Annotated in this window: 18 protein-coding genes; 9 read left to right on the plus strand and 9 right to left on the minus strand. The window is 70.5% G+C overall.

Features of this window, described 5'->3' with window-relative positions; translation table 11 throughout:
* Positions 1-141 precede the first annotated feature (141 nt).
* The 5 genes from D7X30_RS05515 to D7X30_RS05535 are packed head-to-tail and all read left to right on the plus strand — an operon-like array spanning position 142 to position 7,186.
* A complete protein-coding gene (locus D7X30_RS05515) occupies positions 142-4,383 on the plus strand; it encodes a hypothetical protein (RefSeq protein WP_120561807.1) in 4,242 nt (1,413 codons plus the stop codon).
* Entirely contained in the window at positions 4,380-4,979 is a 600-nt protein-coding gene (locus tag D7X30_RS05520) for a type II secretion system protein (RefSeq protein ID WP_120561808.1), read from the plus strand. The genes D7X30_RS05515 and D7X30_RS05520 overlap by 4 nt, the downstream gene beginning before the upstream one ends.
* A gap of 35 nt (positions 4,980-5,014) precedes the next feature.
* Positions 5,015-6,079, plus strand: a complete 1,065-nt coding sequence (locus tag D7X30_RS05525) for a PilW family protein (protein WP_233591413.1) — start codon at positions 5,015-5,017, stop codon at positions 6,077-6,079.
* Positions 6,080-6,105: 26 nt separating this feature from the next.
* Entirely contained in the window at positions 6,106-6,732 is a 627-nt protein-coding gene (locus tag D7X30_RS05530) for a hypothetical protein (RefSeq protein ID WP_120561810.1), read from the plus strand.
* 31 nt (positions 6,733-6,763) lie between these two features.
* Positions 6,764-7,186, plus strand: coding sequence for an HD domain-containing protein (locus D7X30_RS05535; protein ID WP_120561811.1), 423 nt, complete (start codon positions 6,764-6,766; stop codon positions 7,184-7,186).
* Between the two features lie 82 nt (positions 7,187-7,268).
* Here the strand turns inward: D7X30_RS05535 and acnA are convergent, their stop codons facing one another.
* From acnA to D7X30_RS05560, 5 genes are all read right to left on the minus strand, one after another.
* Positions 7,269-10,001 (minus strand): aconitate hydratase AcnA, encoded by a 2,733-nt coding sequence (acnA, locus tag D7X30_RS05540; RefSeq protein ID WP_120561812.1) that lies wholly within the window; start codon positions 9,999-10,001, stop codon positions 7,269-7,271.
* 128 nt (positions 10,002-10,129) lie between these two features.
* On the minus strand, positions 10,130-11,389 hold the full coding sequence (locus tag D7X30_RS05545; protein ID WP_120561813.1) for a phosphatidylserine/phosphatidylglycerophosphate/cardiolipin synthase family protein: 1,260 nt from the start codon (positions 11,387-11,389) through the stop codon (positions 10,130-10,132).
* A gap of 101 nt (positions 11,390-11,490) precedes the next feature.
* Positions 11,491-13,101 carry an FHA domain-containing protein gene (locus D7X30_RS05550; protein ID WP_120561814.1) on the minus strand — a complete coding sequence of 537 codons (1,611 nt, stop codon included), beginning with the start codon at positions 13,099-13,101 and terminating at the stop codon, positions 11,491-11,493.
* A gap of 6 nt (positions 13,102-13,107) precedes the next feature.
* Positions 13,108-14,037, minus strand: coding sequence for a YafY family protein (locus tag D7X30_RS05555; protein WP_014394101.1), 930 nt, complete (start codon positions 14,035-14,037; stop codon positions 13,108-13,110).
* Positions 14,034-15,059, minus strand: a complete 1,026-nt coding sequence (locus D7X30_RS05560; RefSeq protein WP_120561815.1) for a YafY family protein — start codon at positions 15,057-15,059, stop codon at positions 14,034-14,036. The genes D7X30_RS05555 and D7X30_RS05560 overlap by 4 nt, the downstream gene beginning before the upstream one ends.
* A 359-nt stretch (positions 15,060-15,418) precedes the next feature.
* Here D7X30_RS05560 and D7X30_RS05565 point away from each other — a divergent pair, with 359 nt between their 5' ends.
* Positions 15,419-15,892 carry a hypothetical protein gene (locus D7X30_RS05565; RefSeq protein ID WP_120561816.1) on the plus strand — a complete coding sequence of 158 codons (474 nt, stop codon included), beginning with the start codon at positions 15,419-15,421 and terminating at the stop codon, positions 15,890-15,892.
* 22 nt (positions 15,893-15,914) lie between these two features.
* Here D7X30_RS05565 and proB read toward each other — a convergent pair whose 3' ends face one another.
* Positions 15,915-17,039 carry a glutamate 5-kinase gene (gene proB / locus D7X30_RS05570; RefSeq protein WP_120561817.1) on the minus strand — a complete coding sequence of 375 codons (1,125 nt, stop codon included), beginning with the start codon at positions 17,037-17,039 and terminating at the stop codon, positions 15,915-15,917.
* Between the two features lie 167 nt (positions 17,040-17,206).
* Here proB and hflX point away from each other — a divergent pair, with 167 nt between their 5' ends.
* Together hflX and D7X30_RS05580 are read left to right on the plus strand one after the other, a co-directional pair.
* Complete coding sequence (gene hflX, locus D7X30_RS05575; RefSeq protein ID WP_199724181.1) at positions 17,207-18,862, plus strand: GTPase HflX; 1,656 nt, start codon at positions 17,207-17,209, stop codon at positions 18,860-18,862.
* Between the two features lie 50 nt (positions 18,863-18,912).
* Positions 18,913-19,374, plus strand: a complete 462-nt coding sequence (locus tag D7X30_RS05580; RefSeq protein WP_233591414.1) for a hypothetical protein — start codon at positions 18,913-18,915, stop codon at positions 19,372-19,374.
* A 15-nt stretch (positions 19,375-19,389) separates the two neighbouring features.
* On the opposite strand, the gene D7X30_RS05585 is transcribed toward D7X30_RS05580, so the two are convergent.
* Positions 19,390-20,397, minus strand: coding sequence for an NAD(P)H-dependent glycerol-3-phosphate dehydrogenase (locus D7X30_RS05585; protein WP_120561819.1), 1,008 nt, complete (start codon positions 20,395-20,397; stop codon positions 19,390-19,392).
* Between the two features lie 37 nt (positions 20,398-20,434).
* The gene (locus D7X30_RS05590; protein WP_120561820.1) at positions 20,435-21,406 is read right to left on the minus strand and encodes a hypothetical protein; all 972 of its coding nucleotides are present in this window, start codon (positions 21,404-21,406) and stop codon (positions 20,435-20,437) included.
* 184 nt (positions 21,407-21,590) lie between these two features.
* Between D7X30_RS05590 and D7X30_RS05595 the strand changes: the two genes are divergently transcribed.
* Positions 21,591-22,295 (plus strand): hypothetical protein, encoded by a 705-nt coding sequence (locus D7X30_RS05595; protein WP_199724182.1) that lies wholly within the window; start codon positions 21,591-21,593, stop codon positions 22,293-22,295.
* A gap of 10 nt (positions 22,296-22,305) precedes the next feature.
* On the opposite strand, the gene D7X30_RS05600 is transcribed toward D7X30_RS05595, so the two are convergent.
* Positions 22,306-23,415, minus strand: coding sequence for a hypothetical protein (locus tag D7X30_RS05600; protein ID WP_120561821.1), 1,110 nt, complete (start codon positions 23,413-23,415; stop codon positions 22,306-22,308).
* Between the last annotated feature and the right edge of the window lie 9 nt (positions 23,416-23,424).

The raw sequence follows: 23,424 nt of genomic DNA on the forward strand, positions 1-23,424 counted from the left end.
TCGCCCACCCACAGCCACACGGTTTCTTTCCAAAGCTCCCCTCGCACGGGAGTCCCCCACGCCGGGGCACACGGTGTGCACAAGCCGAGGGTGACCCCCGACCCCGAGGGGGTCAGTCGGTCCCCAACCCCCGGTGAACCCTTGGCCTCCATCTCCCCCAGAATTTCCGCGGCGCGGCGAATCCTGCTGGGCCTGGCGCTGCTGACGGCGCTGCCGGCGTCCGCGACGGACATCGTCACCTTCAGCCAGGGCGCGCTCATCATTCCGGAGCAGGCCACCTTCCAGCAGGGCTGTGGAAGCCTGTCGGCCTACGGCCTGGTGTGGCGCCTGCTGCAGTCCAACGAGGCGGGCGGATTCAACGCCAACCACCCGGTGACGGTGTACCTGGCCATCGACGACACGAAGCGGTCCCCCAACCGCTGCGTGCCCACCAACAAGCACCTGCCGCCCCTGCCGCACAACGGCCAGTGGAACGACCCCAGTTGGAATGACGGCTGCGACTTCCACATCTCCCGCGCGGACGCGGCGCCCGTCGTGCCGGTGCCGCCCCTGCAGGCGCTGCCCTCGAGCGGCCTGTTCCCCGAAGCGAACATCGACAACTTCACCACCAGCACGAACCAGGCGCGGCCGAACTTCACGGCCACGACGCTCAACACCGCCAGCGGCTTCCGCGACGTCCAGTACATGGGCGGCGCGTTCATCATCGACGCGAAGGACGCGAAGAACGCGCTCGACTTCCTGAACTCCTCCGCCGGGGCGGACGCGCCGAACAAGTTCCGCACGACGTGCAACTGCAACACGTTCAGCAACGGCAGCGGCTGCTTCTACGTGCGCATGCACCAGGCCACCATCGAGTTCAACGCGCCCATTGGCCGGCGGTTGAACCGCGTGCCTCCGAAGATCGCCCTGCTGGACCTGGACGACGACAACGCGACGGACAAGTCATTCGTGAAGGGCGGCATGCTGGACGACTACCTGCGCAACGCGGGCCTGGACTTCAACGGCGCGGGCGGCTGCCCGCAGGGCACCACCAGCGGCTGCAGCCTCAACGGCGGACGGCCCGGCCTCATCTACGACGCGCTCCACGCCAACGCGGACCTCATCTCCACCACGGCGTTCCCCAACGGCCTGCTCAACGCCGTGGACCCCGCCACCCAGCGCCCGCGCTACCGCGTGTTCTGGGCGCCGCACTGGCAGATTGGCGACAGCACCCGCGCCGAGTACCGCTCCAACGGCGACGGCGCCGGAAACCAGGCGGAGAACGTCCTCAACAACATCGCCTACTTCACCAACCAGCGCGGCAACGGCCTGTTCGCCGAGTGCACCAGCATCTGGTCCTACGAGCACACCGACAAGGTGGGCGGAGGGCTGGTGCCTTCCACGCGCTTCCAGGGCGAAGACCTCTTCGAGAAGAACAAGCTCGGCGGCAGCGGCAAGAACTGGGACGGCCGCAACTGCACGGACCCGGACTACATGAACGAGTCCTCGCCCCGGCCCGCCTGCATCCTCTACCCCAACCCGGGCGACCCCTTCTCCCAGTTGGGTGACTTCCGCTTCAACAACGTGGCGGGCGAGACGGAGAACTACCGGACGACCTTCAAGAACGGCGTGCGGCGGCTGGCGGTGAGCTGGGTGAACTACGCCACGGGCAACCAGTACGACAACCCCACGCACGTGGCGGCGCACACCCTTCGCGGCAACGACTTCTTCTCCTTCAACCAGAAGGACAATGATCCGCAGAAGGCGACCATCGTCTATCTGGCGGGCCATGACTTCAAGGACAGCGTCGCGGGCACGCGCATCGTGCTCAACACGCTGCTCAACCTGGGAAGCGAACCGCTGCAGAGCGAGCGCACCGTGTCCGCGCCCGTCGCGCTGGACGACACCAACGGCAGCGACACCAACGGCTCGCGCGCCCTGCTGTTCAAGACGTCCTACAACGCCGTGACGGGCTACCCGCCCGGCGCGGACACGTACACGCCCGCGCAGGGCTCGCACTGGGTGTTCCCCTACTACCCGGGCACGCTGCGCGCGCACTCGCTCATTGGCGGGGATGCGCTGTCCACGGGGGAGAACTCGCTGTCGGACGGCACCCTGTGGAACGCGGACGCGCGCATGCCCGCGCCCGGCGACCGCAACCTCTTCACCTACTTCGGCGGCGAGGTGACGGTGAACCCGTCGCTGGGCTCCGGCCGCACCGCGCCGCACGGGGTGATGCAGGTGGGCTGGCAGCCGGAGGAGGTCTCCGGCACGCGCATCAACCGCAGCTACGGCTCGGCCCCCAATACCGGCTGCGTGGACGTGCTGAAGCTCGGCCGCGCCACGACGCGTGACGGCAGCTTCCGCTACGACTTCGTGAAGGGCCCGGACGGCGTCTGCGACCTGCAGCAGGCGACGCAGTACTCACCGCAGCTGGGCGGGGCGGACTTCGGCGTCACCAACGAGCTCATCAACAAGACGCAGCTGTACGTGGACTTCAACGCGGTGGCGATGATGCTCCAGCGGGTGCGCGGCTACTGCTATGCCACGGAGTCCGGCCGCGACGGCGCCAGCGAGACGCCCATCCTCGAGCCCTCCATCACCCAGTGCAACAACGACGACGCGGACAACAAGGCGCACCTGGGCGGCTTCATCCACTCGTCGCCCGTGGTGGTGACGGCCAGCCCCCACATCCCGGACACCAATGCCGCCCGGCCCACGGTGGCCTACGCGGCGGGCCTGGACGGCCAGGTGCACGCCTTCTACGTCTCCGGCGGCGCGCGCTATGACGGCCCCGCGCAGAGCCTGAACTTCCCCAACCCGGACGCCAGCGCTCGCTTCAAGACGGACTTCGCCCAGCGCTTCCGCACCGGCACCACGCCCCCGCCGGGCACGGAGCTCTGGAGCTTCCTGCCGGCCACGCAGCTGGCGGGCCTGCGCAACAACACCGCGCGGGTGAACAGCGCGCCCGCCGTCTTCGACGTGTTCGCGGACTTCGTGGGCACCGGCCGCCGCGAGTGGCACACCGTGCTCGTCGCCAACGTGGGCCAGACGGGGCGCGACCTGTTCGCGCTGGACGTCACCAACCCGCTCAAGCCCGTGCTGCTGTGGCACCTGGTGGGCAGCCACTACGCCACCGCCAGCGCGCCGAACTCCGCGGTGACGCTGGCGGACAAGGGCCAGGGCGGCCTGGACTGGACGTACACCTGGGACGAGGACTCGAGCCTCTTCCTCCTGCCGCCGCGCGCGGACCCGGGCCGTCAGCCGAGCGGCCTCTATGACTACAGCGGCCTGGGCGGCTCGCGAGGGCTGTCCGTGGGCGTGGGCCGGCTGGGCATGGAGCCCGTGTACGCCGTCTTCGTCGCCTCCAGCAGCTCCGGCGCGCTGCCGGTGGCGGGCTCTCCCGGCTCTCCCGCCAAGGGCGTGCAGGTGTTCGCCATCGACGTGGCCACCGGCCAGAAGCTGTGGCAGTGGCAGCAGGCCTATACCAGCAGCGTGGACAACAGCGCGCCCGCCGCGCCCACCGTGTCGCAGGACTCGAGCGGCGCCGCGCGCCTCTACGTGGGTGACATGGAGGGCCGGCTCTGGGAGCTGGACGCGTCCACCGGAATGAACGTCAACGTGGCGCGCACGGGCCCCGTGTGCACGGAGGCCACGCCCTGCAAGTACTCGGCGATGAACATCGGCGGGCTGCCCGTCACCAGCCAGCCCATCAGCACCAACGTGGGCCTGGCGCGCATTCCGCTCGACGCGGCGAACACCTCCGCCTTCGGCCAGTTCAAGGGCAAGGTGGTGGCCCTGGTGGGCACCGCCGGCATGGACTGGGTGCCGGACACGGTGGGAGGCCGCTTCCACGCGCTGCTGCTGGACGCGGAGCTCCGGCTGCCCCTGGGCATGGACGGCAAGCGGCTGGACGGCTCGCTCATCAACGCGAACCTGGCCAACACGGAGGCGAACACCTACGGCGTGCTCCAGGAGCCCGCGCCCTTCCCGCTCATCTTCCCCGCGCCCGAGCACGTCTACGGCAACATCACCATCGCCGGGCGCACCGCCTACTTCAGCACCGCGGAGGAGTCCGTGAACGACCCCATGCTGCTGAGCGCGTCCGTCGGCGGCCACACCTACAGCATCGACCTGGGCAACACGGCGGCCACGCAGGCGGGCATCCAGCCCATGAGCGGCGCGACGCTGGCCAACTACGGCGGCGTGGCCGTCTACCACCGCGACAGCGGCGGCGGGTCCACGGACTACGTGGTGGGCGCGGAGGTGAGCGCCCTGCGCGTCACGCGCATCGACAACGCGACCAGCACCGGCGCCTCCAGCCCCAACGCCAAGGACTCCGTGGCCGGCAACAACGGCGTGCTCTACCAGCTGCTCAACTGGAGCCAGAGGTTCCTCGAATGAGAGCCCTTCCCTCTTCCACCGCCCGGCGCGGCAGCGGCCTGCTGGAGGTGCTCATCGCCATGTGCGTCCTGGCGCTGGCCGCCGTGGGCGCGGTGATGGGCATGGTGGCCGCCACCCGCGACGTGAAGGACGGCCAGGTGCTCCAGGGCCGGCGCATGCTGCTGGAGGCGCGCGTGCAGCGGCTGTGGCTCGCGTCCAAGATGGACCTGGCGAACCAGGCCGTCCCCCGGCCCGCCCTCTTCCCGCCGGACGTGGCCCTGGCCACGTTGCCCTGGGTGCTGGACCCCAGCGTGCCTCAGACGGGCGACATCGGCACGGGCGCGTACTTCCGCGTGCGCCCCACGGGTCAGGTGGAGCCCGCGCTGGACGTGCCCGCCGGCACGCCCTGCACCACCGCCACCCCGGACACGGTGCTGCCCCGCGACGTCTACTGCCGCGAGGTCCTGGTGACGAAGGGGCTGCCCCTGGACCTGCCGCCCGCGGCCCAGGCGATGGTGCCCGCCGGGGCGCTGCCCTTCACCTTCTGGACGCGCGCGTACCGCAAGGGCGACAGCCTGGAGCGCGCCATCGTGCACAGCGAGGTCTTCGTCCAATGAGGATCCGGTCGAGGTTCCAGACGCAGGCACGCGGCATGACGCTGTTGGAGACGATGGTGGCCGCGGCGCTCACCACCATCATCCTGGCGGCGGCCACGGCCCTGCTCCTCGCGGGCGGGCGCGTGGTGCACAACACGGAGCACGTGGCGGACAGCCACGACCACGCGCGGCTCGCGGGAGAGACGCTGCTGTCGGCGGTGCGCCAGGCCGGCGCGGGCATGTCCGAGGGCCTCTGGGTGGTCTCCAGCGGGATGCCCCAGCGCATCAACCCCGTCTTCGGCGGTGACGGCGCGGGCGCGGGCGTGCTCGCCGCCACCACGACGGGCAACGTGCCTGGCGCGGACGGCAGCGACGACCTGTGGCTGGTGGTGCCGGACCGCAACTACCTGGGCCGCGACTGCGCGCCGGGCGCGGCGATGACGGTGGTGAAGCCGGGCACCGGCGCGCTGGAGGTCAACTGCATGGGCACGTTCGCCGGCACCGCGCCCGCCAACCCCATGCTGGTGGCCAGCAACATGAAGAGCGCCGCGCTGCTCACCCAGACCTCGGTGATGAGCACCCCGCCCACGGCCACGGTGAACTACCTGGAGCTCGGCGTGCCGGGCTTCTCCAACGCGCCCCACAAGGGCGGCTTCCAGAAGGGCGACCTGGTGTACCCCGTGCGGCTGTTGCACTTCTTCATCGGGACGAACGCGAGCAACGGCCGCAAGGCGCTGATGCGCGCGGAGGGCATCCCCGACAGCGACGTGTCGGGGCGCCCCTTCGTGGACATGGCCGACCCGGTGGTGGTGCAGGACTTCGTGGAGGACTTCCAGGTGGCGTTCGGCATCGACGCCACCAACACGGGCGACCCCTCCCGCTACGACTTCCAGAACGGCCTCAAGCCCGAGTACACGCCGGGCCTGCGCTCGGTGCGCATCAGCGTGGTGGCCACCGGCCGCTCGCCCCGGCGCGACACGCAGAGCAAGTCCGTCCTGTCCGAGGACCTGCCCATCGCGGTGGAGAACCACACCCCGGCCGCGGCCCCCGCGGACGGCTACTTCCGCAGCCTCTTCTCGCGCCGGGCGGAGCTGCCCAACCTGGCCGCCGCCAGCCTGTGAATCCGTCCTCCGTGAGGCCCTCCGCCATGTCCCCACGCGCTTCGTCCCGCTCCACCCGCGGCGCCACGCTGCTGCTCGTCGTGCTGCTCGTCACCGTGCTCCTGGGCCTGGTGGCGGGCGTGATGGCCTACGCCAGCAGCGAGCGCACGCGCGCCGTGACGTCCAGCCGCGCGGGCCAGCGTCAGGGCTGCGCGGAGAGCGGCCTGCAGCTGGCGCGCGGCTACTTCGGCCGCAACTACGCCCAGTGGAACACCTTCCTGAGCACGCCGGGCGCCTACGACCCCATCGCCTCGCCCACCAACACCGCGCCCGCCAACCCGCGCACCGCCGCCGGCCGCGCGGCCATCAAGACGGTCAACCCCGCGCTGTTCGCGGACCTGGACGGCGACGGCAAGGACGACGTGTACCTCTACATCCGGGACAACGAGGACGAGTTCAAGCCGCTCGCCCCGGAGTGGAACCGCGACAATGATCAACAGGTGGTGGTGGGCGCCATCTGCATCAGCGAGACGATGATTCCGCGACGGGGTAACAGCAACCAGTTGGACCCCAACGCGCTCGCCGTGGAGGGCATCCTCCAGTACAACGGCGGCGGCCACGCCTACACGGCGCAGACGGCGGGCGGCACGGGCTCCGGCAACCTCAACCGTTGAGCCGTCCGCCGGGCGTGAGAAGCTTCCGCCCATGCCCACGCTCGAAGACGCCATCGCCCTGGCGGTGGCCGCGCACCAGGGTCAGCGCGACAAGGCAGGACAGCCCTACATCCTCCACCCCATGCGGGTGATGCTGCGTCTGTCATCCGACGCGGAGCGCACCGTGGCCATCCTCCACGACGTGGTGGAGGACACGCCGTACACGCTGGAGCGCCTGCGCGGCCTGGGCTACCCGGAGGACGTGCTGTCCGCGCTGGACTGCCTGACGAAGCGCGAGGGCGAAAGCTACGAGGCCTTCATCGAACGGCTGCGTCCCCACCCCCTGGCCCGCCGCGTGAAGCTGGCGGACCTGGAGGACAACATGGACGTGCGCCGGCTGAAGGACGTGACGCCCAAGGACGCCGAGCGCCTGTCGCGCTACGTGGCCGCCTGGACGCGCCTGCGCGCGGAGTAGCCCCAGGAAAGACGACGGCCCGGCGGCCCTCCCATGAAGCGAGGGCGGCCGGGCCGCGAATCCAGCGTGACGGAGCCTGCCCTTACGCCTTGGCGAGCTGGCGCAGCACGTACTGGAGGATGCCGCCGTTGCGGTAGTAGTCGAGCTCGTTGGGCGTGTCGATGCGGCACACCGCCGTGAACTCGATGGGGCCCTTCTCACCAATGGCCTTCACGGTGAGCTTCTTCTGCGGCGCGAGGCCGTCCGCGACGCCGGTGATTTCGAACGTCTCGTGGCCGGTGAGGCCCAGCGACTGCGCGTCCTGGCCCGCCTCGAACTGCAGGGGCAGCACGCCCATGCCCACGAGGTTGGAGCGGTGGATGCGCTCGAAGCTCTTGGCGATGACGGCCTTCACGCCCAACAGCTGCGTGCCCTTGGCCGCCCAGTCGCGGCTGGAGCCGGTGCCGTACTCGGCGCCCGCCAGCACCACCAGGGGCGTGCCGTCCGCCTGGTACTTCATGGACGCGTCGTAGATGCTCATCCGCTCACGCGTGGGGATGTGCACCGTGACGCCGCCCTCCACGCCGGGGACGAGCAGGTTCTTCAGGCGGATGTTGGCGAAGGTGCCGCGCACCATCACCTCGTGGTTGCCGCGGCGCGCGCCGTAGGAGTTGAAGTCCTTGGGCTCCACGCCCTCCGCCATGAGGTACTTCGCCGCGGGGCTCGTCTTGGCGATGTTGCCCGCCGGGGAGATGTGGTCCGTCGTGACGGAGTCACCCAGGAGCGCCAGCACGCGCGCGCCCTTGATGTCCTGCACCGCCTTGGGCTCCTTCGGGAGGTTCTCGAAGAAGGGCGGCTTGCGCACGTAGGTGGACTTGTCATCCCACTTGAACGTGGAGCCCTTGCTCACCTGGAGCTGCTGCCAGAGCGTGTCGCCCTCCATGGCGTTCGCGTACTGGCTGCGGAACTGCTCCGGCTTCACGGCCGTGCGGATGGTCTCCTTGATCTCCTCGTTGGACGGCCAGATGTCCTTGAGGAACACCGGGCGGCCGTTGGGGTCGGTGCCCAGCGGCTCGTTGTCCAGGTCGCGGCCCACTTCACCGGCCAGCGCGTACGCCACCACGAGCGGGGGGCTCGCCAGGTAGTTCATGCGCACGTGCGGGTTGATGCGGCCCTCGAAGTTGCGGTTACCGGACAGCACCGCCGCCACCACCAGGTCGCCCTCCACCACGGCGTTGGACACGGCCTCCGGCAGCGGGCCGGAGTTGCCGATGCAGGTGGTGCAGCCGTAGCCCACGACGTGGAAGCCCACGGCCTCCAGGTAGGGCAGCAGGCCCGCGTCGCGCAGGTACTCGGTCACCACGCGGCTGCCCGGGGCCAGGGACGTCTTCACCCAGGGCTGCGGCTTGAGGCCCTTCTCCACGGCCTTCCTCGCCAGGATGCCCGCGGCCACCAGCACCGCCGGGTTGGACGTGTTGGTGCAGGAGGTGATGGACGCGATGACCACCGCGCCATGGCCCACCTGGTAGCTCTGCTTGCCCGCCTTCACGGTGACGGACTGGGCCAGCCGCTCCGGGGCCACCGGGGCCGCGGGGGCCTTGGCGCCCTTGGGGCCCTCGTCGTCCTCGCCCTTGCTCTTGCCGGCGGACAGCATCTCCACGAGCGACGCCTCGTACCCGGCCTTCATGTCCTTCAGGGGCACGCGGTCCTGCGGACGCTTGGGGCCCGCCAGGCTGGGCACCACGGCGGCCAGGTCCAGCGCCAGCGTGTCGCTGAAGAGGGGCTCCTCGGCGCCGGCCTTGAACCACAGGCCCTGCTCCTTCGCGTACGCCTCCGTCAGCGCCACCACGTCATCCGGGCGGCCGGTGAAGCGCAGGTAGTTGCAGCTCTCCTCGTCCACCGGGAAGAAGCCGATGGTGGCGCCGTACTCCGGGGCCATGTTCGCGATGGTGGCGCGGTCCGGCAGCGACAGGTTCTTCAGACCCTCGCCGTAGAACTCCACGAACTTGCCGACCACGCCCTTCTTGCGAAGCATCTGCGTGACGGTGAGCACCAGGTCCGTGGCCGTGGCGCCCGCGGGCAGCTTGCCGGTGAGCTTGAAGCCCACCACCTGCGGGATCAGCATCGTGATGGGCTGGCCCAGCAGCGCCGCCTCCGCCTCGATGCCGCCCACGCCCCAGCCCACCACGCCCAGGCCGTTGATCATCGTGGTGTGGCTGTCCGTGCCCACCAGCGTGTCCGGGTACACGGTGCTGCCCTGACGGAACGTCACCTGCGCCAGGAACTCCAGGTTCACCTGGTGGCAGATGCCGATGTCCGGCGGCACCACGCCAAAGCCCTTGAACGCGCTCTGGCCCCAGCGCAGGAAGGCGTAGCGCTCGCGGTTGCGCTCGAACTCCAGCTCCGCGTTCTCCTTGAAGGCCGCGGTGGTGGCGAACGAATCAATCTGCACCGAGTGGTCGATGACCAGGTCCGCCGGGTTGCGCGGGTTGATCTTCGCCGGGTCACCGCCCATGGCGGCGAGCGCCTCGCGCATGGCGGCCATGTCCACGACGGCGGGCACGCCGGTGAAGTCCTGGAGCAGCACGCGCGCGGGGTGGAAGGAGATTTCGGTCTCCGGGGCCGCCTTGGGGTCCCAGGCGAGCATCTTCTCGATGTGCTCGCGCTTGACGACGCGGCCGTCCTCGTTGCGCAGCAGGTTCTCCAGCAGGACCTTCAGCGAGAACGGGAGGCGGTTGACCGCCGGGTGCGCCTTCGCCAGCGTGGCCAGGCTGAAATAGTCGTAGGTCGCCGAGCCCACCTTGAGCTGGGCCTTGGTGCCGAAACTGTCCGTCATGTGCGTTGCCGTCCTTCCGTGCCGGAATGACGCAACTTCTAGGCGTGTCCCCCCCGGCATGCAAAGGGTTCCTGCACTGCGTTGAAGACGGTGGACGGTTGGTTGGGACCCCGGGCTTACAGACCCGCTCAGAGCACCTTGCGGAAGAAGTACAGCACCCGCTCCACGGCCTTCTGCCAGAGGGGACGGCGGCGGAAGACGGCCAGGTCCACCTCGCGGCAGTTGCCACAATCCAGACGGAAGGAGTCCTCCAGGTCGCGCCCCAGCCGGGGGTCCGCGAAGACGGCATTGACCTCGTGGTTGAAGGCCAGCGACAGCCGCTCCAGGTTGAACGATCCGATGGTGCCCCACACCCCGTCCACCACGGCGGTCTTGGCGTGCAACACGCCCCGGCGCCACTCGAAGATGCGGATGCCGGCGTCCATCAGCGGCTCGTAGAAGGCGCGCGTCGCATGCTCGAGGAACGGGTGGTCGCTCTTGCCCCCATTGAGCAGCAGGCTCACCTCCACGCCCCGCTTCGCCGCGTCCTTGAGCGCGGCCACCATGCGCCGGTCCGGCACGAAGTAGCCCGCGGCGATGAGCACGCTCTGCCGCGCGCGCTGGATGGCGTGCAGGTACGCGCGGTGGATGCTGCGGCGGCTGGACAACACCGCCAGCCCCACGTCGCCCTTCCGGGGCCGGGCCTCCAGCGCGTGGGCCCCGCCGCGGATCCGCCGTCGCAGCCGGCTCAGGCGGTCGCGGAACATCATCCGCCACGTGGCCAGGAAGCGCCGCTCCAGCTCATGCACCGCGGGGCCTTCAATGCGCAGCACGTCGTCGCGCCAGGCCACGCCCTGCCCCTCCGGGGCCCAGTGCGCCGCGATGTTCACCCCGCCCGTGAAGGCCACCGTGCCGTCCACCACGAGAATCTTCCGGTGGTCCCGGCGCAGCAGGTGGCGCAGCCCACGCTGGAGGCTGAAGGGTTTGAAGGCCCGCACGTCCACGCCGCGCTGGCGCAGGCCTTCGAAGAAGCTCCTGCGGCTGGTCCATGAGCCCACCGCGTCGTAGAGGACCTTCACGTGCACGCCGCGCTCGGCGGCCTCCGCCAGCGCCTGGCCGAAGAGCTCGCCCACCGCGTCGGTGACGAACATGTACGTCTCCAGGCGGATGGAGCGGCGCGCCCGGCGGATGGCCTCCAGCATCTCCGGATAGGCCTCCACGCCGTCGCGCAGGAGCCGGCACGCATTGCCCTGGAGGGTGGTGTGGTGCTGCGGCAGGTAGTACCGGGCGAGCAGGCGCCGGGACACCCCGGCGCTCCACACCGGGCCGTGCTCCGGCACCGGTCCCGGCGAGCGCGTCGCTGGAACCAACCCTTCCGTTCGCCCGTCCTCCCCCGCCAGCTCACGCATCACCCCATTCAGGGTGGGAACGGAGGGAGGGACCGGCAACCCGGACGGGCCCCGCCCGCCTTCCTGGCGGGGTTGCACCGTCCGTTAGACGACGGCTTTAGCTACAGGCCGAACTCGACGCGCTTGTTCTCCGCGCGCGTGGCGCACGGCTGGTCGTACTCGGGGAAGTACTCGCGCATGTGATCCAACGTGAAGGCGGCCTGCTTGAAGTGGCCCTGGTTGTAGTAGCCCTCCACCTCCAGCAGCAGCTTGGAGCAGGTGCGGTCCAGCTCCAGCTGGGCGCGCCTCATGGCTTCCTGGGCCTCGTCGTACAGGTCCGGCTTCGGGTCCGGGTGGGCCTCCAGCATCAGCCACGCCTCGCGGAAGGACTTCCAGGCCTCGTAGCGGTTGCGCGCGCCGATGTCCGGCGTCTGGAAGTTCTTTTCGCCCTTCTTGAAGAGATCCCTGGCGTTCGCGATGAGCTGCTGCGTGGTCAGCTGCTCCGGCAGCAGCGCGCGCTCCACCCAGACGTTCCACACGCGCCAGGTGTCCTCGCCCGGCGGGTTGCGGGTGTTGTCGAAGATGATGCGGTTGGGCTCGCCCTTACGCAGCTGCTGAGGCGGGATCATCATCTCCAGCGAGCGCTCCTGGCTGGCCAGCGTGTCCGGGGGCACCTTGCCCACGTCCACGCCGTTGACGCTCACCACCACCTCGTCCTTGGAGATGCCCTGGGCCTGGTAGTGGAGGATGACCACCGCGCGCGTCGCGGCGACGAACTCCCACTCGAAGACCTTCATGTCCGGCCGGTTCCAGGTGACGCCGTCACCCAGGCCGAACGAGTCGTTGATGGGCTGGTTGGACAGGCGCACGGGCTCCTCGCCCTTCGGCATCTTGTCGTCCACGCCATTCGCCAGCCAGACGACGAGGGCGAAGAGGCCCAGCACCACCACGCCGCCACCGGCCATCACGCCCGCGCGGACCTTGGAGTTCGCCTCCGCCCAGAACAGGCGCAGGTTGGCCATCAGACCCGGCGTCTCACGCCGGATGCGGGCGCGCTCGGCCGCGGACAGGCCACCACCGCCGCCGCTGGCGCCACCGGCGCGGGGCGTGCGGGCCACCGCGCGGGAGGACTGGGAGCCGGTGCGGCGCGCGGGCGGGGGCGCGGGAGCGGGCTTTTCAATGGCCGCCGGAGCGTCCTCTTCCGGAGGCGGCTCCTGCGGGATGGCGCGCTGGGCGTTGGAGGTGGGCCGGCGGATGGCGCGCATGTTCATGCGCGTGGACTCCGCGCGGATGCCCTGCAGGTCCTCCTCGTCCGCGCCTTCCGGCACGAGCGCCGCGCCCTTCTTGTTGCGCGACTTGCGCACGGAGTCGATGGAGACGATGCGCGTGCTGTTGGCGCCGTCCTCCGCGGGCTTCTCGTCCTCGCCGGTGGGCGCGTCCTCCGCGGCGATCGCGAAGAGGAACGTCACCGGGCCCAGCGTCAGCGTGTCGCCGTCCGCCAGGGTCCGCTTCTGCACTGCGGCGCCGTTGACGACCGTGCCGTTGGCGCTCTTCTGGTCCTCCACGGCGTAGCCGTCACTGTCCTTGAAGATGCGGCAGTGGCGGCGGGAGATACCAGGGTCGTACAGCACCACGTCGCACTCGGAGGTGCGCCCGATGAGCACGGAGTCCTGGTCGAAGACGAACTCCTTGCCGGCGTCTTTTCCCTCGGAGATCGTCAGTTGGAAGGCCATGTCGTCCTAGGAGCCTATCGAGGCATGTACGGCTCGGGCAACGGCGGCGCGCGCGCTCGCCGGCTCCAGCACTTCCGCCTCTCCACCGAAGGATAGCACCCACTGCGTGAGCCAGCGCTCACTGTCTCCGGCCACCCGCACCTCCACCCCTCCGTCAGCGAGCGGGCGAGCGTCCTGGCCGAAGCGCTCCTTCACGTAGGGTGCCGCCGTGGGGGTGAAGCGCACCCGGACGGAGGCCTCGCTGGCGCCGCGCGCCGGGTTGGGCACGTCCGCGCGGGCGTCCGGCGGGGGCTGGAAGGCGGTGGTGGTGACGGCCAGGTCCTCCATGCGATCCAACCGGAACAGGCGCGCGTCCTGACGGGTGTGGCAGAAGCCTTGGAGGTACCACTGGCCCCGGTGGCTGAGCAGCTCGTAGGGGCGCACCCGGCGCGGCTCCGGCGGGCGGCCGGGGCTGGCGTAGCCGAACGTCACCTCCAGCCGCTCCAGGATGGCCCGGGTGAGCGGCCCCAGCGCTGGGGGCGCGTCCGCGGAGGCGTCGATCTTCCGGTACATGTCCCGGAAGCGCTCGCGGGCGGCGGGCGGGATGATGCCCTCCAGCTTGGTGAGGGCGCTCTGGAGCGCGTCGCCGGTGGCCGGTCGCAGCAGCTCCGCCGCGGCGGCCAGGGCCGCGGCCTCGCCCGCGGTCAGCCGGGGCGGCGCGAACAGGCGCTGATCCAGGTCCACGTAGACGCGGTCGTTGTCCACGTAGATGTCGATGTAGTCGTCCGGGTTGAAGGGCGGCCGGCCCACGCAGGTGAGCAGGTCCAGCTCCTCCAGCAGATCCTCGCGGCTGATGTTGAGGGCCTTGGCCAGGGCCTCCACCGTGACGCCGGGGTGCTTGGAGACGTAGGGGACGAGGAACAGCAGGCGGCGCAGCCGCTCGTGGACGTTGCTCATGCGCTCACCCGCTGACCTTCCACCGGCGCGTGCTTCGCCAGGATGTTCGCGGCCATCCGCTCCAGGCGCTCGCGCGCCTCCGGAGGCCCCTCCACGCGGCAGTCCTGCCCCAGCGACAGGACGAAGCGCGTCAGCCCGTCCAGGAACGTCACCGGGAAGCGGGCCCGCACCACGCCCTCCGACACCGGCTCCAGCGCCGCGCCCGGGAACAGCGAGCCCGCGCGCGAGGCCTGCGGCCCGGTGAGCTGGAGCGTCACCTCCAGCGGTTCATGGAAGCGGTACTGCCAGGGGAAGTACGCCACGTGGGCGTCCAGCGAGAAGTCCGCCGGCACCTCGAAGTCCGGCGTGCGCGGCCGGGCGGTGTTCACCTTCAGCTCGCGGATGCGGTGGACATGGAAGGTGCGCAGGCCCTGGCGCAGGTGGCAGTAGCCCACCAGCGTCCACACGCCGCGCCTGAGCGCCAGGCCGTACGGGTCCACGCGCCGCTCCGTGACGCCGTCCTTGCGGGGGCTGCCGTAGGTCAGCTGCACCCACTTGTGGGTGGAGCACGCATCCCAGAGCTGCTCCAGGCGGGCGGAGACCTCCTTCTCCTGGCCCTGCTGGCCGGTGCCCAGCTCCATGCGCACGCGCGGGGTGGGCAGGGATTCGCCAGCGAAGAAGCCGATTTTTCGCAGCGCGTGCGCCAGGTCGTCGCGGCCGGGGAACGCGCCGGACGCCAGCGCGGCGGAACCGGCGGCGTAGAGCACGGCCAGCTCCTCCTTCGTGAGGTCCGCCTCCGGCAGGTAGTAGACGTTGCGGTCGACGAGGTAGCCGTCGCGCCGCTCGTCGTCGCCCTGCACGTAGCTCAGCGGGAAGCCCAGCTCGACGAGCTCCGCCTTGTCGCGTTCGAATTTGCGCTCCGCGGCGTCATCCGAACCGCCGTAGTCCGCGGGGAAGTGCTCACGCAGCTCGGCCCACGAGATGGGTTCCCGCGCGTCGAGCAGCAGTGCCACGAGATCAAGGATGCGTTCCGTGCGGTCCATTCAGGTGATCGGTGACCATGGCGGACAGGACCCGGGAGATCAAGAGACCGGGGACTTCCGGGGTGGGAGAAGGGGGCAGGACGTGAAACGAACAGAAAAGGAACAGCGGAGGGGGCTGGCTCCGTCCAAGGGGGGATAGCCGCCCCAACCTGAACAGGCAAGCAGGTACTGCCATGTACCCCTCGTTTCGTCCGCAAGCCAGCAGACAACCCCGGGCGTGGGGCTCGCACTCGGGGCGCGTCTGGGTTATTCCTTGGATATTGTCGATTTGGGTGAGAAGCGACAGCGGGCCTCCTGGAGGCTTTGCTGGCTGCCGTGGGGCCGACGCGGCGGACCGAAGCTTTGACGAGGGCTCGACCATGGACCGCACCTCCCTGCTGAAGAAGTGGCTTCCCGGGCTGGCGCTGGTGCTGCTGGCCTTCGTCTCCACGCCGGCGCACGCCCGCAACGAACCGCTCTACTTCGCGCTGGAGGTCCGGCGCGACGGCCGGCTGATCGCCCAGCCCAAGCTGCTGGGCGAGGCGGGCCGCACCCTTCGCGCCGAGCGCCGCCGTCCGGGCGCGACGGTGGCGGACTACCGGCTGGTGCTCACGCCCAAGGGCGAGGGCGACTCGTTCCAGCTCCAGGTGGACCTGTCCCTGCCGGAAGGGGAAGGCCACTCGCAGCTCGCTCTGCTGCACGGCCAGGAGCGCAAGCTCCAGCTGGGCCGGGTGCCGGGGGAGCTGGAGGTGTCGCTGCTCCTGATGAAGGTGGACTCCCCTGAGTTCCGCGCGCTGATGCGGCTGACGGAGCCGGCGACCGGCACGGTGAAGTCCGTCTCCAGCTCCATCTAGGCGCACGTTGCGCGGACCGCGGCTACAGCACCGCCAGGTCGTCGCGGTGCACCGCCTCATCCAGGTAGCGGTAGCCCAGCACCGCCTCGATGTCCGCGCTGCGCCGCCCGGCGATGCGCCTGAGCTCGTTGGCGTCGTAGGTGGACAGGCCCCGGGCGAACACCGTCCCGGCCGCGTCCGTCAGGTCCACCGGGTCTCCCCGGCCGAAGTCCCCCTCCACGTCCGTCACGCCGCTGGGCAGCAGGCTGCGCTTGCCGGTGAGGATGGCCTCCTTCGCGCCCGCGTCCACCACCAGCCGGCCCCGGGGCCTCAGGGCGTGGGCGATCCACGCGGTGCGCGCGCTGCGGCGTCCGGCGGGCTCGAAGAGCGTGCCCACGGCCTCGCCCTGGAGCACGCCGCGCAGGCGGCCCGGCACCGCGCCGGAGGTGATGACGCAGGGGATGCCCAGCTCCGCGGCGCGGGCGGCGGCGCGCACCTTGGACGCCATGCCGCCGGTGCCCACCGCGCTGGTGGCGTCGCCGGCCAGGGCCAGCACGTCCGCGGTGACGCGCGGCACGGCGGGCATCAGGCGGGCTTCGGCGTCCCTGCGCGGGTCGGCGGTGTAGAGCCCCTCCACGTCCGACAGGAGGACCAGCGCGTCCGCCTCCACCACGCCGGCCACCAGGCTCGCCAGCGTGTCGTTGTCGCCGAACTTCAGCTCGTCCACGGACACGGTGTCATTCTCGTTGATGACCGGCACCACGCCCGCGGCCAGCAGGCGATCCAGCGTGTGCTTCACGTTGAGGTAGCGGCGGCGCTCCTGCACGTCCTCGTGGGTGAGCAGCACCTGGGCCACCGTCCGGGCCGCGTGGCCGAAGGCCTCCTCGTACGCCTGCATCAGGCGGCTCTGCCCCACCGCCGCGCACGCCTGCTTGCCGGGGATGTCCCGGGGGCGAGCGGGCAGCCCCAGCCGCTCCATGCCCAGCGCGATGGCGCCGCTGGACACCACCACCAGCTCCCGGCCCCCGGCGGCCCACAGCAGGTCCTGCCCCAGCGCGTCGAAGTGGGCACGGTTGAAGCGGCCCGTGGCGCTCGTCAGCGCGTTGGTCCCAATCTTCACCACCACGCGGCGGGCCCCGCGCAAGGCGTTGCGTGCGGAATCAGTCACGGGAGGCAGCGTAGGCTGGAACGGGAAAGGACGCGCGTGGCCGGTTGTTCACCAGGCGGCGCGGCACACCGGCTGAGGGCCTTTGTCATGAAACGCGGGTGGCCCCAGTCCATCCAATGCCTTGAATGCGGCGCGGGTCGTTCGATGTCCGCGCCAGGAGAAACGGTTTGAAGGAAATCTACGGCAACACCCTGGGCCTGAAGTCGAGCGAGCAGCAGCGGCTGCGCAACACCTTCCGCCGCCGTGTGGATCCGCGCGAAATCGTGTCCGCGGAGCTTGCCCGCCACCTCACCGAGCTGTCGCACGAGCTCAACCGTCAGGTGGGCGTCCTCATCAACCGCAAGGGCGACATCGAGCACGTCGTGGTGGGCAACGCGCACAAGCTGGAGCTGCCGGACATCGGCCGTGCGCGCGCGGGCCAGATTCGTCTGCGTGGCCTGCGGCTGGTGCACACGCACCTGAAGAGCGAGCCCCTGACGAAGGACGACCTCACGGACCTGGCGCTCTTGCGCCTGGACTGCGTGGCGGCCGTGGGCGTGGGCAACGAAGGCCTGCCCGGCGTGCTGCACTGGGCCTACCTGGTGCCGGAGAACGGCGCGGGTGAGTTCTGGCACGTGTCCACCCTGCCCTCCGTGCACGTTGAACAGCCGGACCTGCTGTCCACGCTGGACGCGCTGGAGGAGGAGTTCAACCGCAAGGCGGCCGCGCGCACGGTGTCCGGGAAGGAGCGCGCCATCCTGGTGGCGGTGTGCCTGGACGGCAACCGCGCGCGTGCGGAGTCGTCCCTGGCGGAGCTGAAGGAGCTGGCGCGCACCGCGGGCGTGGAGGTGGTGGACAGCGTGCTCCAGATGAAGCGCGAAGCGGATCCGCGTTACCTCATCGGCCGGGGCAAGCTGGAGGACCTGAACCTGCGCTCCATGCAGTCCATGGTGGACCTGCTCATCCTCGACAAGGACCTCACCCCGTCGCAGGGCCGCCACATCGGGGACGCGACGAGCCTGAAAATCCTGGACCGCACGCAGCTCATCCTGGACATCTTCGCGCAGCGCGCGCAGACGGCCGAGGGCAAGCTGCAGGTGGAGCTGGCGCAGCTGAAGTACCGGCTGCCCCGGCTGGTGCAGGGGGATGACTCGCTCAGCCGCCTCATGGGCGGTGGCGTGGGCGGCCGCGGTCCGGGTGAGACGAAGCTCGAAATCGACCGTCGCCGCGTGCGCGAGCGGATCACCAACCTGGAGCGCCGCATCGACGTCATCAGCCGCGAGCGCAGCGTCCGCCGGGCGCAGCGCAACCGGCGCGAGGTGCCGGTCATCTCCATCGTGGGCTACACCAACGCGGGCAAGTCCACGCTGCTCAACGCCATCACCAACGCGGAGGTGCTGGCGGAGGACAAGCTGTTCGCCACGCTGGACCCCACGAGCCGGCGCTTGCGCTTCCCGCAGGAGCGCGAGGTCATCATCACCGACACGGTGGGCTTCATCCGGGACCTGCCCAAGGACCTGGTGGCGGCCTTCCGCGCCACGCTGGAGGAGCTGTACGACGCAAGCCTCCTCTTGCACGTGGTGGACGCGAGCGACCCGGCGCGCGACGACCAGGTGGAGGCGGTGGAGAAGATCCTCGCCTCGCTGGGCCTGATGGAGAAGCCGCGCCTGATGGTGTGGAACAAGGCGGACCAGCTGTCCGAGGACGAGGTGGAGTCGCTCTTGCGCTCCCGGGGCGGCGTGGCCATCAGCGCGGTGAAGCGCGAGGGCCTGGCGACGCTCCTGGCCAAGGCGGACACCACCCTGTTCGCCGAGGGTGCGTCCGAGTCCATCGGCGTCGTCTGACGGTGGGCGGGTTGTCGGCGCGGGGGCCCTCCCCGTAGAGTCGGGGGGCCTTGGCTCCCGCGCTGAAACTGCTCATCCCTCTGTTGACGGCCCAAATCGAAGGCCTGCCCGGACAGGACTCCGGGCCGGGCTACGACCGGCCCGTCTCGTCCATCTCCACCGGCTACATCGAGCTGCTGGAGAAGAACAGCCACATCGTCTACCCGGTGCTCGCCGTGGTGACGCTGCTGCTCATCGGCTGGGGCATCCTGTCCTCGTGGCGGTCGCAGGACATCGACGGCCTGCAGAAGAACGAGTTCAAGCGCGCCATCATCAACGAGCTGCGCTCCAACCTGAGCGGCATGCCCGGCGACCTGCTGGGCCGCACCATCGGGCTGGACCGGCTCAAGACGAACCGCCTGCTGGAGGAGATGCAGACGGAGGGACTCGTCCTGAGCCACACCAACTCCGAGCGGCTCACCGTGTGGCGCGTGCGCGGCGCCAGCCCCGAAGCGAAGCCGCGCCGCTACTAGCGCCTTGCGGCGTCTTCAGACGCCGGACAGCTCCGACTTCGGCTGGCGCGTCATCAGGTCCACCACCGCCATCTTGGCGTTCTTGCCCTCGTAGGCGATGAGGTAGACCTGCTCGCAGATGGGCAGCTCCACGCCCGTCTTGAGGGACAGGTCGCGCGCGCTCTTGGCGGTCTTCACGCCCTCGGCGACCTCCTTCATCTCCGCGAGGATGTCCGGCAGCTTGCGGCCCTTGCCCAGCTCCATGCCCACGTGGCGGTTGCGGCTGAGCTCGCCCGTGCAGGTGAGCACCAGGTCGCCCATGCCGGACAGGCCGGAGAGCGTCAGCGGGTTGGCGCCCTTGCGCACCGCGAGCCGCGTAATCTCCGCCAGGCCGCGCGTGATGATGGCGGCCCGCGCGTTGTGGCCCATGCCCAGGCCGTCCGCCATGCCCGCGGCGATGGCGATGACGTTCTTCAGCGCGCCGCCGTACTGCACGCCCACCACGTCCGTGGACGTGTACGAGCGGAAGGTGTCCGTCTGGAGCGCCTTCTGACAGCGCTGGGCTACCTTGTCCCAGTGCGACGCGATGGTCACCACCGTGGGCATGCGACGCGCCAGCTCCTTGGCGAAGCTGGGGCCGGAGAGCACCGCGACGTACGGGTGGAACTCCTCCGGCAGACAGTCCTCCAAGAGCTCCGTCATGGTGAGCAGCGTGCCGTTCTCGATGCCCTTGGACACCGTGACGAGCGGCACGCTCTTGGGCAGGAAGTCCTTGGCGCGCGCGAGCACTTCCCGCGTGGCGTGGCTGGGCGTGGCGAGCACCACCATCTCCGACCCGGCCAGCGCCTCCTCCAGGTCCGTGGTCGCGCGCACGCGCTCGGAGAGGGGGATGCCCTTCAAGTAGGTGTCGTTCTCGTGGCGGGTGTTGATGGCCTCCACGGTGGAGGGCTCACGGCCCCACAGGCGGACTTCGTCGCAATTCACCGCGAGCACGTTGGCGAGCGCCGTTCCGAACGAACCTGCACCGATGACACTGCCGCGCATGTGATGACCTCGGGTCTAGCGGGGGGAGGGGGGATTTTCAGAACAGCGTGGACACCACGCCCACGGACAGCGTGGGCATGAACTCCGCGTCCGAGGACCGGCTGCGGAAGTCGCCACCGAGCGAGACAGCGTAGGACGTCTTCTCTCCGACGGGAAACTCCGCGCCCAGCCGCACAAGGACGGAGGCATCCAGCTTCCACGCGGGCGGCATGCCGGACAGCGGATCCTTCTGGACGGGGTCCATGTCGAAGGCCATCAGGGCGCGGACGTCCAGGTACGGCCGCCACGCGCGCGGGCTGTCGCCCTGGAAGGACGCCACCAGCCCCGGGGCCACGTTCCAGTCGCGCCGGCCGCTCAGGTAGCGCGCGCCCTTGTCCTCCGTGTCCGGGGGACGAAGGAAGAACGCATGGCCGCCGTCCACCACGAAGGCGAGGCTGACGTTGTCGCTGTCCAGGACGGTAAGGCGGGCGCTGGCGCGCAGCTCGGTCATCAGGCCGTGGACGGTGTCCACGCCCAGCCCCAGGTCCAGGTGCTCCAGCACCCCGTACACGCCGCGCGCGGACACGAAGGGAAAGCCCAGCTCCATGCCCACGCCCGCGTGTCCGGAGCCCAGCGACCGGCCACCGTAGAGGCCGTAGCGGTTGGGGGCCTGGGGTGGCGGCGGCGGACGGGGAGCCTTGACGCGGCGGCCCGCGGGTGGCGGCTCGGCGAGCGGCGGCGGAGCGGCCTGGGGCGGCGGAGGCGGAGGTGGCGCGGGGACGGGGGCGGAGGCGCCGGGGAAGGACTCCCAGCCCTCGGCTTCGGTCGGCGGCTCGACGCGGGAGGGTTCTTCCTCGCCAGGCGCGGCCTGGGGACGCGCGGGTGGGGCTTCGGAAGCGGTCTTGCCGGGTTCGCTCCAGGACTCGTCGGGGGTCGCGCTCCGGGGAGGCGGACTGGACGTCTGGGCCCGGGCGGAGAGGGCCGGCGCCAGGGCCAGGAGCGACAGGCTGAGGAGACCGGGGAAGCGCATGGTGGAGGAAGGCAGGCAGCCTAGCCCACGCTCCGGCCGTGAACGAGGTCGGCCTGCCCGGCCTCTCCCCCGCCATCCGGTCGCGTCCGGAAAGAGGCAGCCGCGCCACAATGCTGATGACGGGGGCCGGGCACGGTCTACCATCCGCGCCGCGCGCATGGCGTCGGTGAGGAGAGCCAACGGGATGAGGGTCGGACGGGGTGCACTGCTGATGGCGCTCGCCCTGGGCGCGTGCAGCAGGCCCGGTGCGGGCACGGACGCGTCGGACGCGGGGCCCATCGGGCTGCCGGGACGGCCGTCCACGCTGACGGTGCCCTCGTGCGAGGAGCTGCTGCCGGCGGACCTGCGCGACCTGACCCTGAATGGCTTCACGATGAAGGAGGAGCGCGCGTGTCCCACGTGCGGGCCCGTGTGTTCGCTGCGTTCGGCGGCGCTGGCGGACCTGTCCGTGTCGGTGGCGTATGACTGCCAGCCGACCTACGCGAACGCGGATGTGCGCGCACTGCTCGCGCCCACGTTGAACGCGGGCGGTGAGGAGATTCCGGCGCTGGGCCGCGCCGCCGCGCGCCGCAACCCCGTGCAGGGCATGACGCAGGTGGTGGCGTGGGATGACGACGCGCCGTGTGTCGTGGTCGTGACCTGGCTGGGCGACGACCCCGACCGTGCGATGGACGTGGCCCGGCTCGCGGTGACGTCGAATCACGGCGTGGTGGATTCGACGGCGGACGCGGGCACGGAGCTTCCGGCCGACGCAGGGGGCAGCCTCCTCCTGGATGCGCCGCTGGAGCCGCTGGACAGCCTCACCGCGCCGCGCGCGGGCTCACCGGACCGGCTCTCCGCGCCTCCGGGCTCCGTGACTCCGGCTCCGCCAAAGCCCGCGGCGCGGTGAACGGCCCCACTCAGTAAGGCCACTTCGCGATGGCATAGGCATGAGTGGCCTTGTGATTGAGCCACACGAGCAGCAGCGCCACCGTCCAGCGCAACGCCTTGGGACGCGTGGCCAGCCAGTCGCCCGCGACGAACATGACCGGGAAGAGCACCGCGCCAAAGCGGAAGGCATTTCCCAGGTCACCTTGGGGCAGCATCACCAGGAGCGACAACAGGACATAGAGGCCCAGGGCCCGGTCGCGGCGCCACAACATCACCCCGAACACCAGCCACGCCGCCCCGAAGACGTTCCGCAGCACCAGCCAGCCGTTGAACCCCTTGTGCCAGGGGTTGCCGAACCACAGTCCCCGGACGGCGCCCCAGAGGGAGTCCACGTGGTTCCACTCCCGCTGGGCCTTCAAGAACATGAAGGGGTCACCGGAGCGGCTCCACTCGAAGACGAGCAACCCTCCGAACGCCACCAGCGCCATGCACCCCATGAAGCCGAAGCGCACGATGCGCTCGCGCCACGACGGCTCGCGCATGGCGGCCAGGAGCGCGGCGGCGATCGCCACGAAGCAACCCTGGTTCCGGGTGAAGATGCAGAGTGAAACCAGCACGGCGGAGGGCAGGAGCTGCCCACGCGAGGCACACACCAGGGCCCCGAACGACAGGAGCAGGAAGAGCCCCTCCGTGTGGTGCGAGTGGAGCGCGAAGCTGGCGGGACCGTAGAGGAAGACGAACCACCCCCAAGGCGTCCGGGCCGTCATCCCTTCGCGCTGCGGCCCCTGCCGCGACTGGTGGGTGTTCCACGCGACGAAGCCCAGCAGGCAGGCCGTGGACAGGGCCGCGCCGACGACCTGGGGCGGCAGCGTGCCCCCCAGCCCCTGCCGCACCAGCCAGACCAGGCCCGGGTACAGCGGCAGGAAGGCCCAGAGAGGCCATGAGTAGCCCTCCAGGACCAGCGTGCTGTAGTGGTGCGAGTCCCAGCGATCCAACACCAGGAGCAGTGGGAGGTCCCGGCGCCAGGCCGTCCAGGCCCAGAGCCCGAAGTGGTGGACCAGCAGCACCACCACGAGCCCCCAGGGCGACGGCGCGAACTTGAGACGGAGCTGACCCGCCGCCTGCGAGGAGGGACCCATGAACGAGGG

This window comes from Corallococcus sp. AB011P (assembly GCF_003611605.1).
GTDB classification, from domain to species: Bacteria; Myxococcota; Myxococcia; order Myxococcales; family Myxococcaceae; genus Corallococcus; species Corallococcus coralloides.

Coding starts and splice junctions, on each gene's coding strand:
- D7X30_RS05520 (WP_120561808.1), top strand. CDS start 4,380: ATGAGAGCCCTTCCCTCTTCCACCGCCCGGCGCGGCAGCGGCCTGCTG.
- D7X30_RS05525 (WP_233591413.1), top strand. CDS start 5,015: ATGACGCTGTTGGAGACGATGGTGGCCGCGGCGCTCACCACCATCATC.
- D7X30_RS05530 (WP_120561810.1), top strand. CDS start 6,106: ATGTCCCCACGCGCTTCGTCCCGCTCCACCCGCGGCGCCACGCTGCTG.
- D7X30_RS05535 (WP_120561811.1), top strand. CDS start 6,764: ATGCCCACGCTCGAAGACGCCATCGCCCTGGCGGTGGCCGCGCACCAG.
- acnA (WP_120561812.1), bottom strand. CDS start 10,001: ATGACGGACAGTTTCGGCACCAAGGCCCAGCTCAAGGTGGGCTCGGCG.
- D7X30_RS05545 (WP_120561813.1), bottom strand. CDS start 11,389: ATGCGTGAGCTGGCGGGGGAGGACGGGCGAACGGAAGGGTTGGTTCCA.
- D7X30_RS05550 (WP_120561814.1), bottom strand. CDS start 13,101: ATGGCCTTCCAACTGACGATCTCCGAGGGAAAAGACGCCGGCAAGGAG.
- D7X30_RS05555 (WP_014394101.1), bottom strand. CDS start 14,037: ATGAGCAACGTCCACGAGCGGCTGCGCCGCCTGCTGTTCCTCGTCCCC.
- D7X30_RS05560 (WP_120561815.1), bottom strand. CDS start 15,059: ATGGACCGCACGGAACGCATCCTTGATCTCGTGGCACTGCTGCTCGAC.
- D7X30_RS05565 (WP_120561816.1), top strand. CDS start 15,419: ATGGACCGCACCTCCCTGCTGAAGAAGTGGCTTCCCGGGCTGGCGCTG.
- D7X30_RS05585 (WP_120561819.1), bottom strand. CDS start 20,397: ATGCGCGGCAGTGTCATCGGTGCAGGTTCGTTCGGAACGGCGCTCGCC.
- D7X30_RS05590 (WP_120561820.1), bottom strand. CDS start 21,406: ATGCGCTTCCCCGGTCTCCTCAGCCTGTCGCTCCTGGCCCTGGCGCCG.
- D7X30_RS05595 (WP_199724182.1), top strand. CDS start 21,591: ATGAGGGTCGGACGGGGTGCACTGCTGATGGCGCTCGCCCTGGGCGCG.
- D7X30_RS05600 (WP_120561821.1), bottom strand. CDS start 23,415: ATGGGTCCCTCCTCGCAGGCGGCGGGTCAGCTCCGTCTCAAGTTCGCG.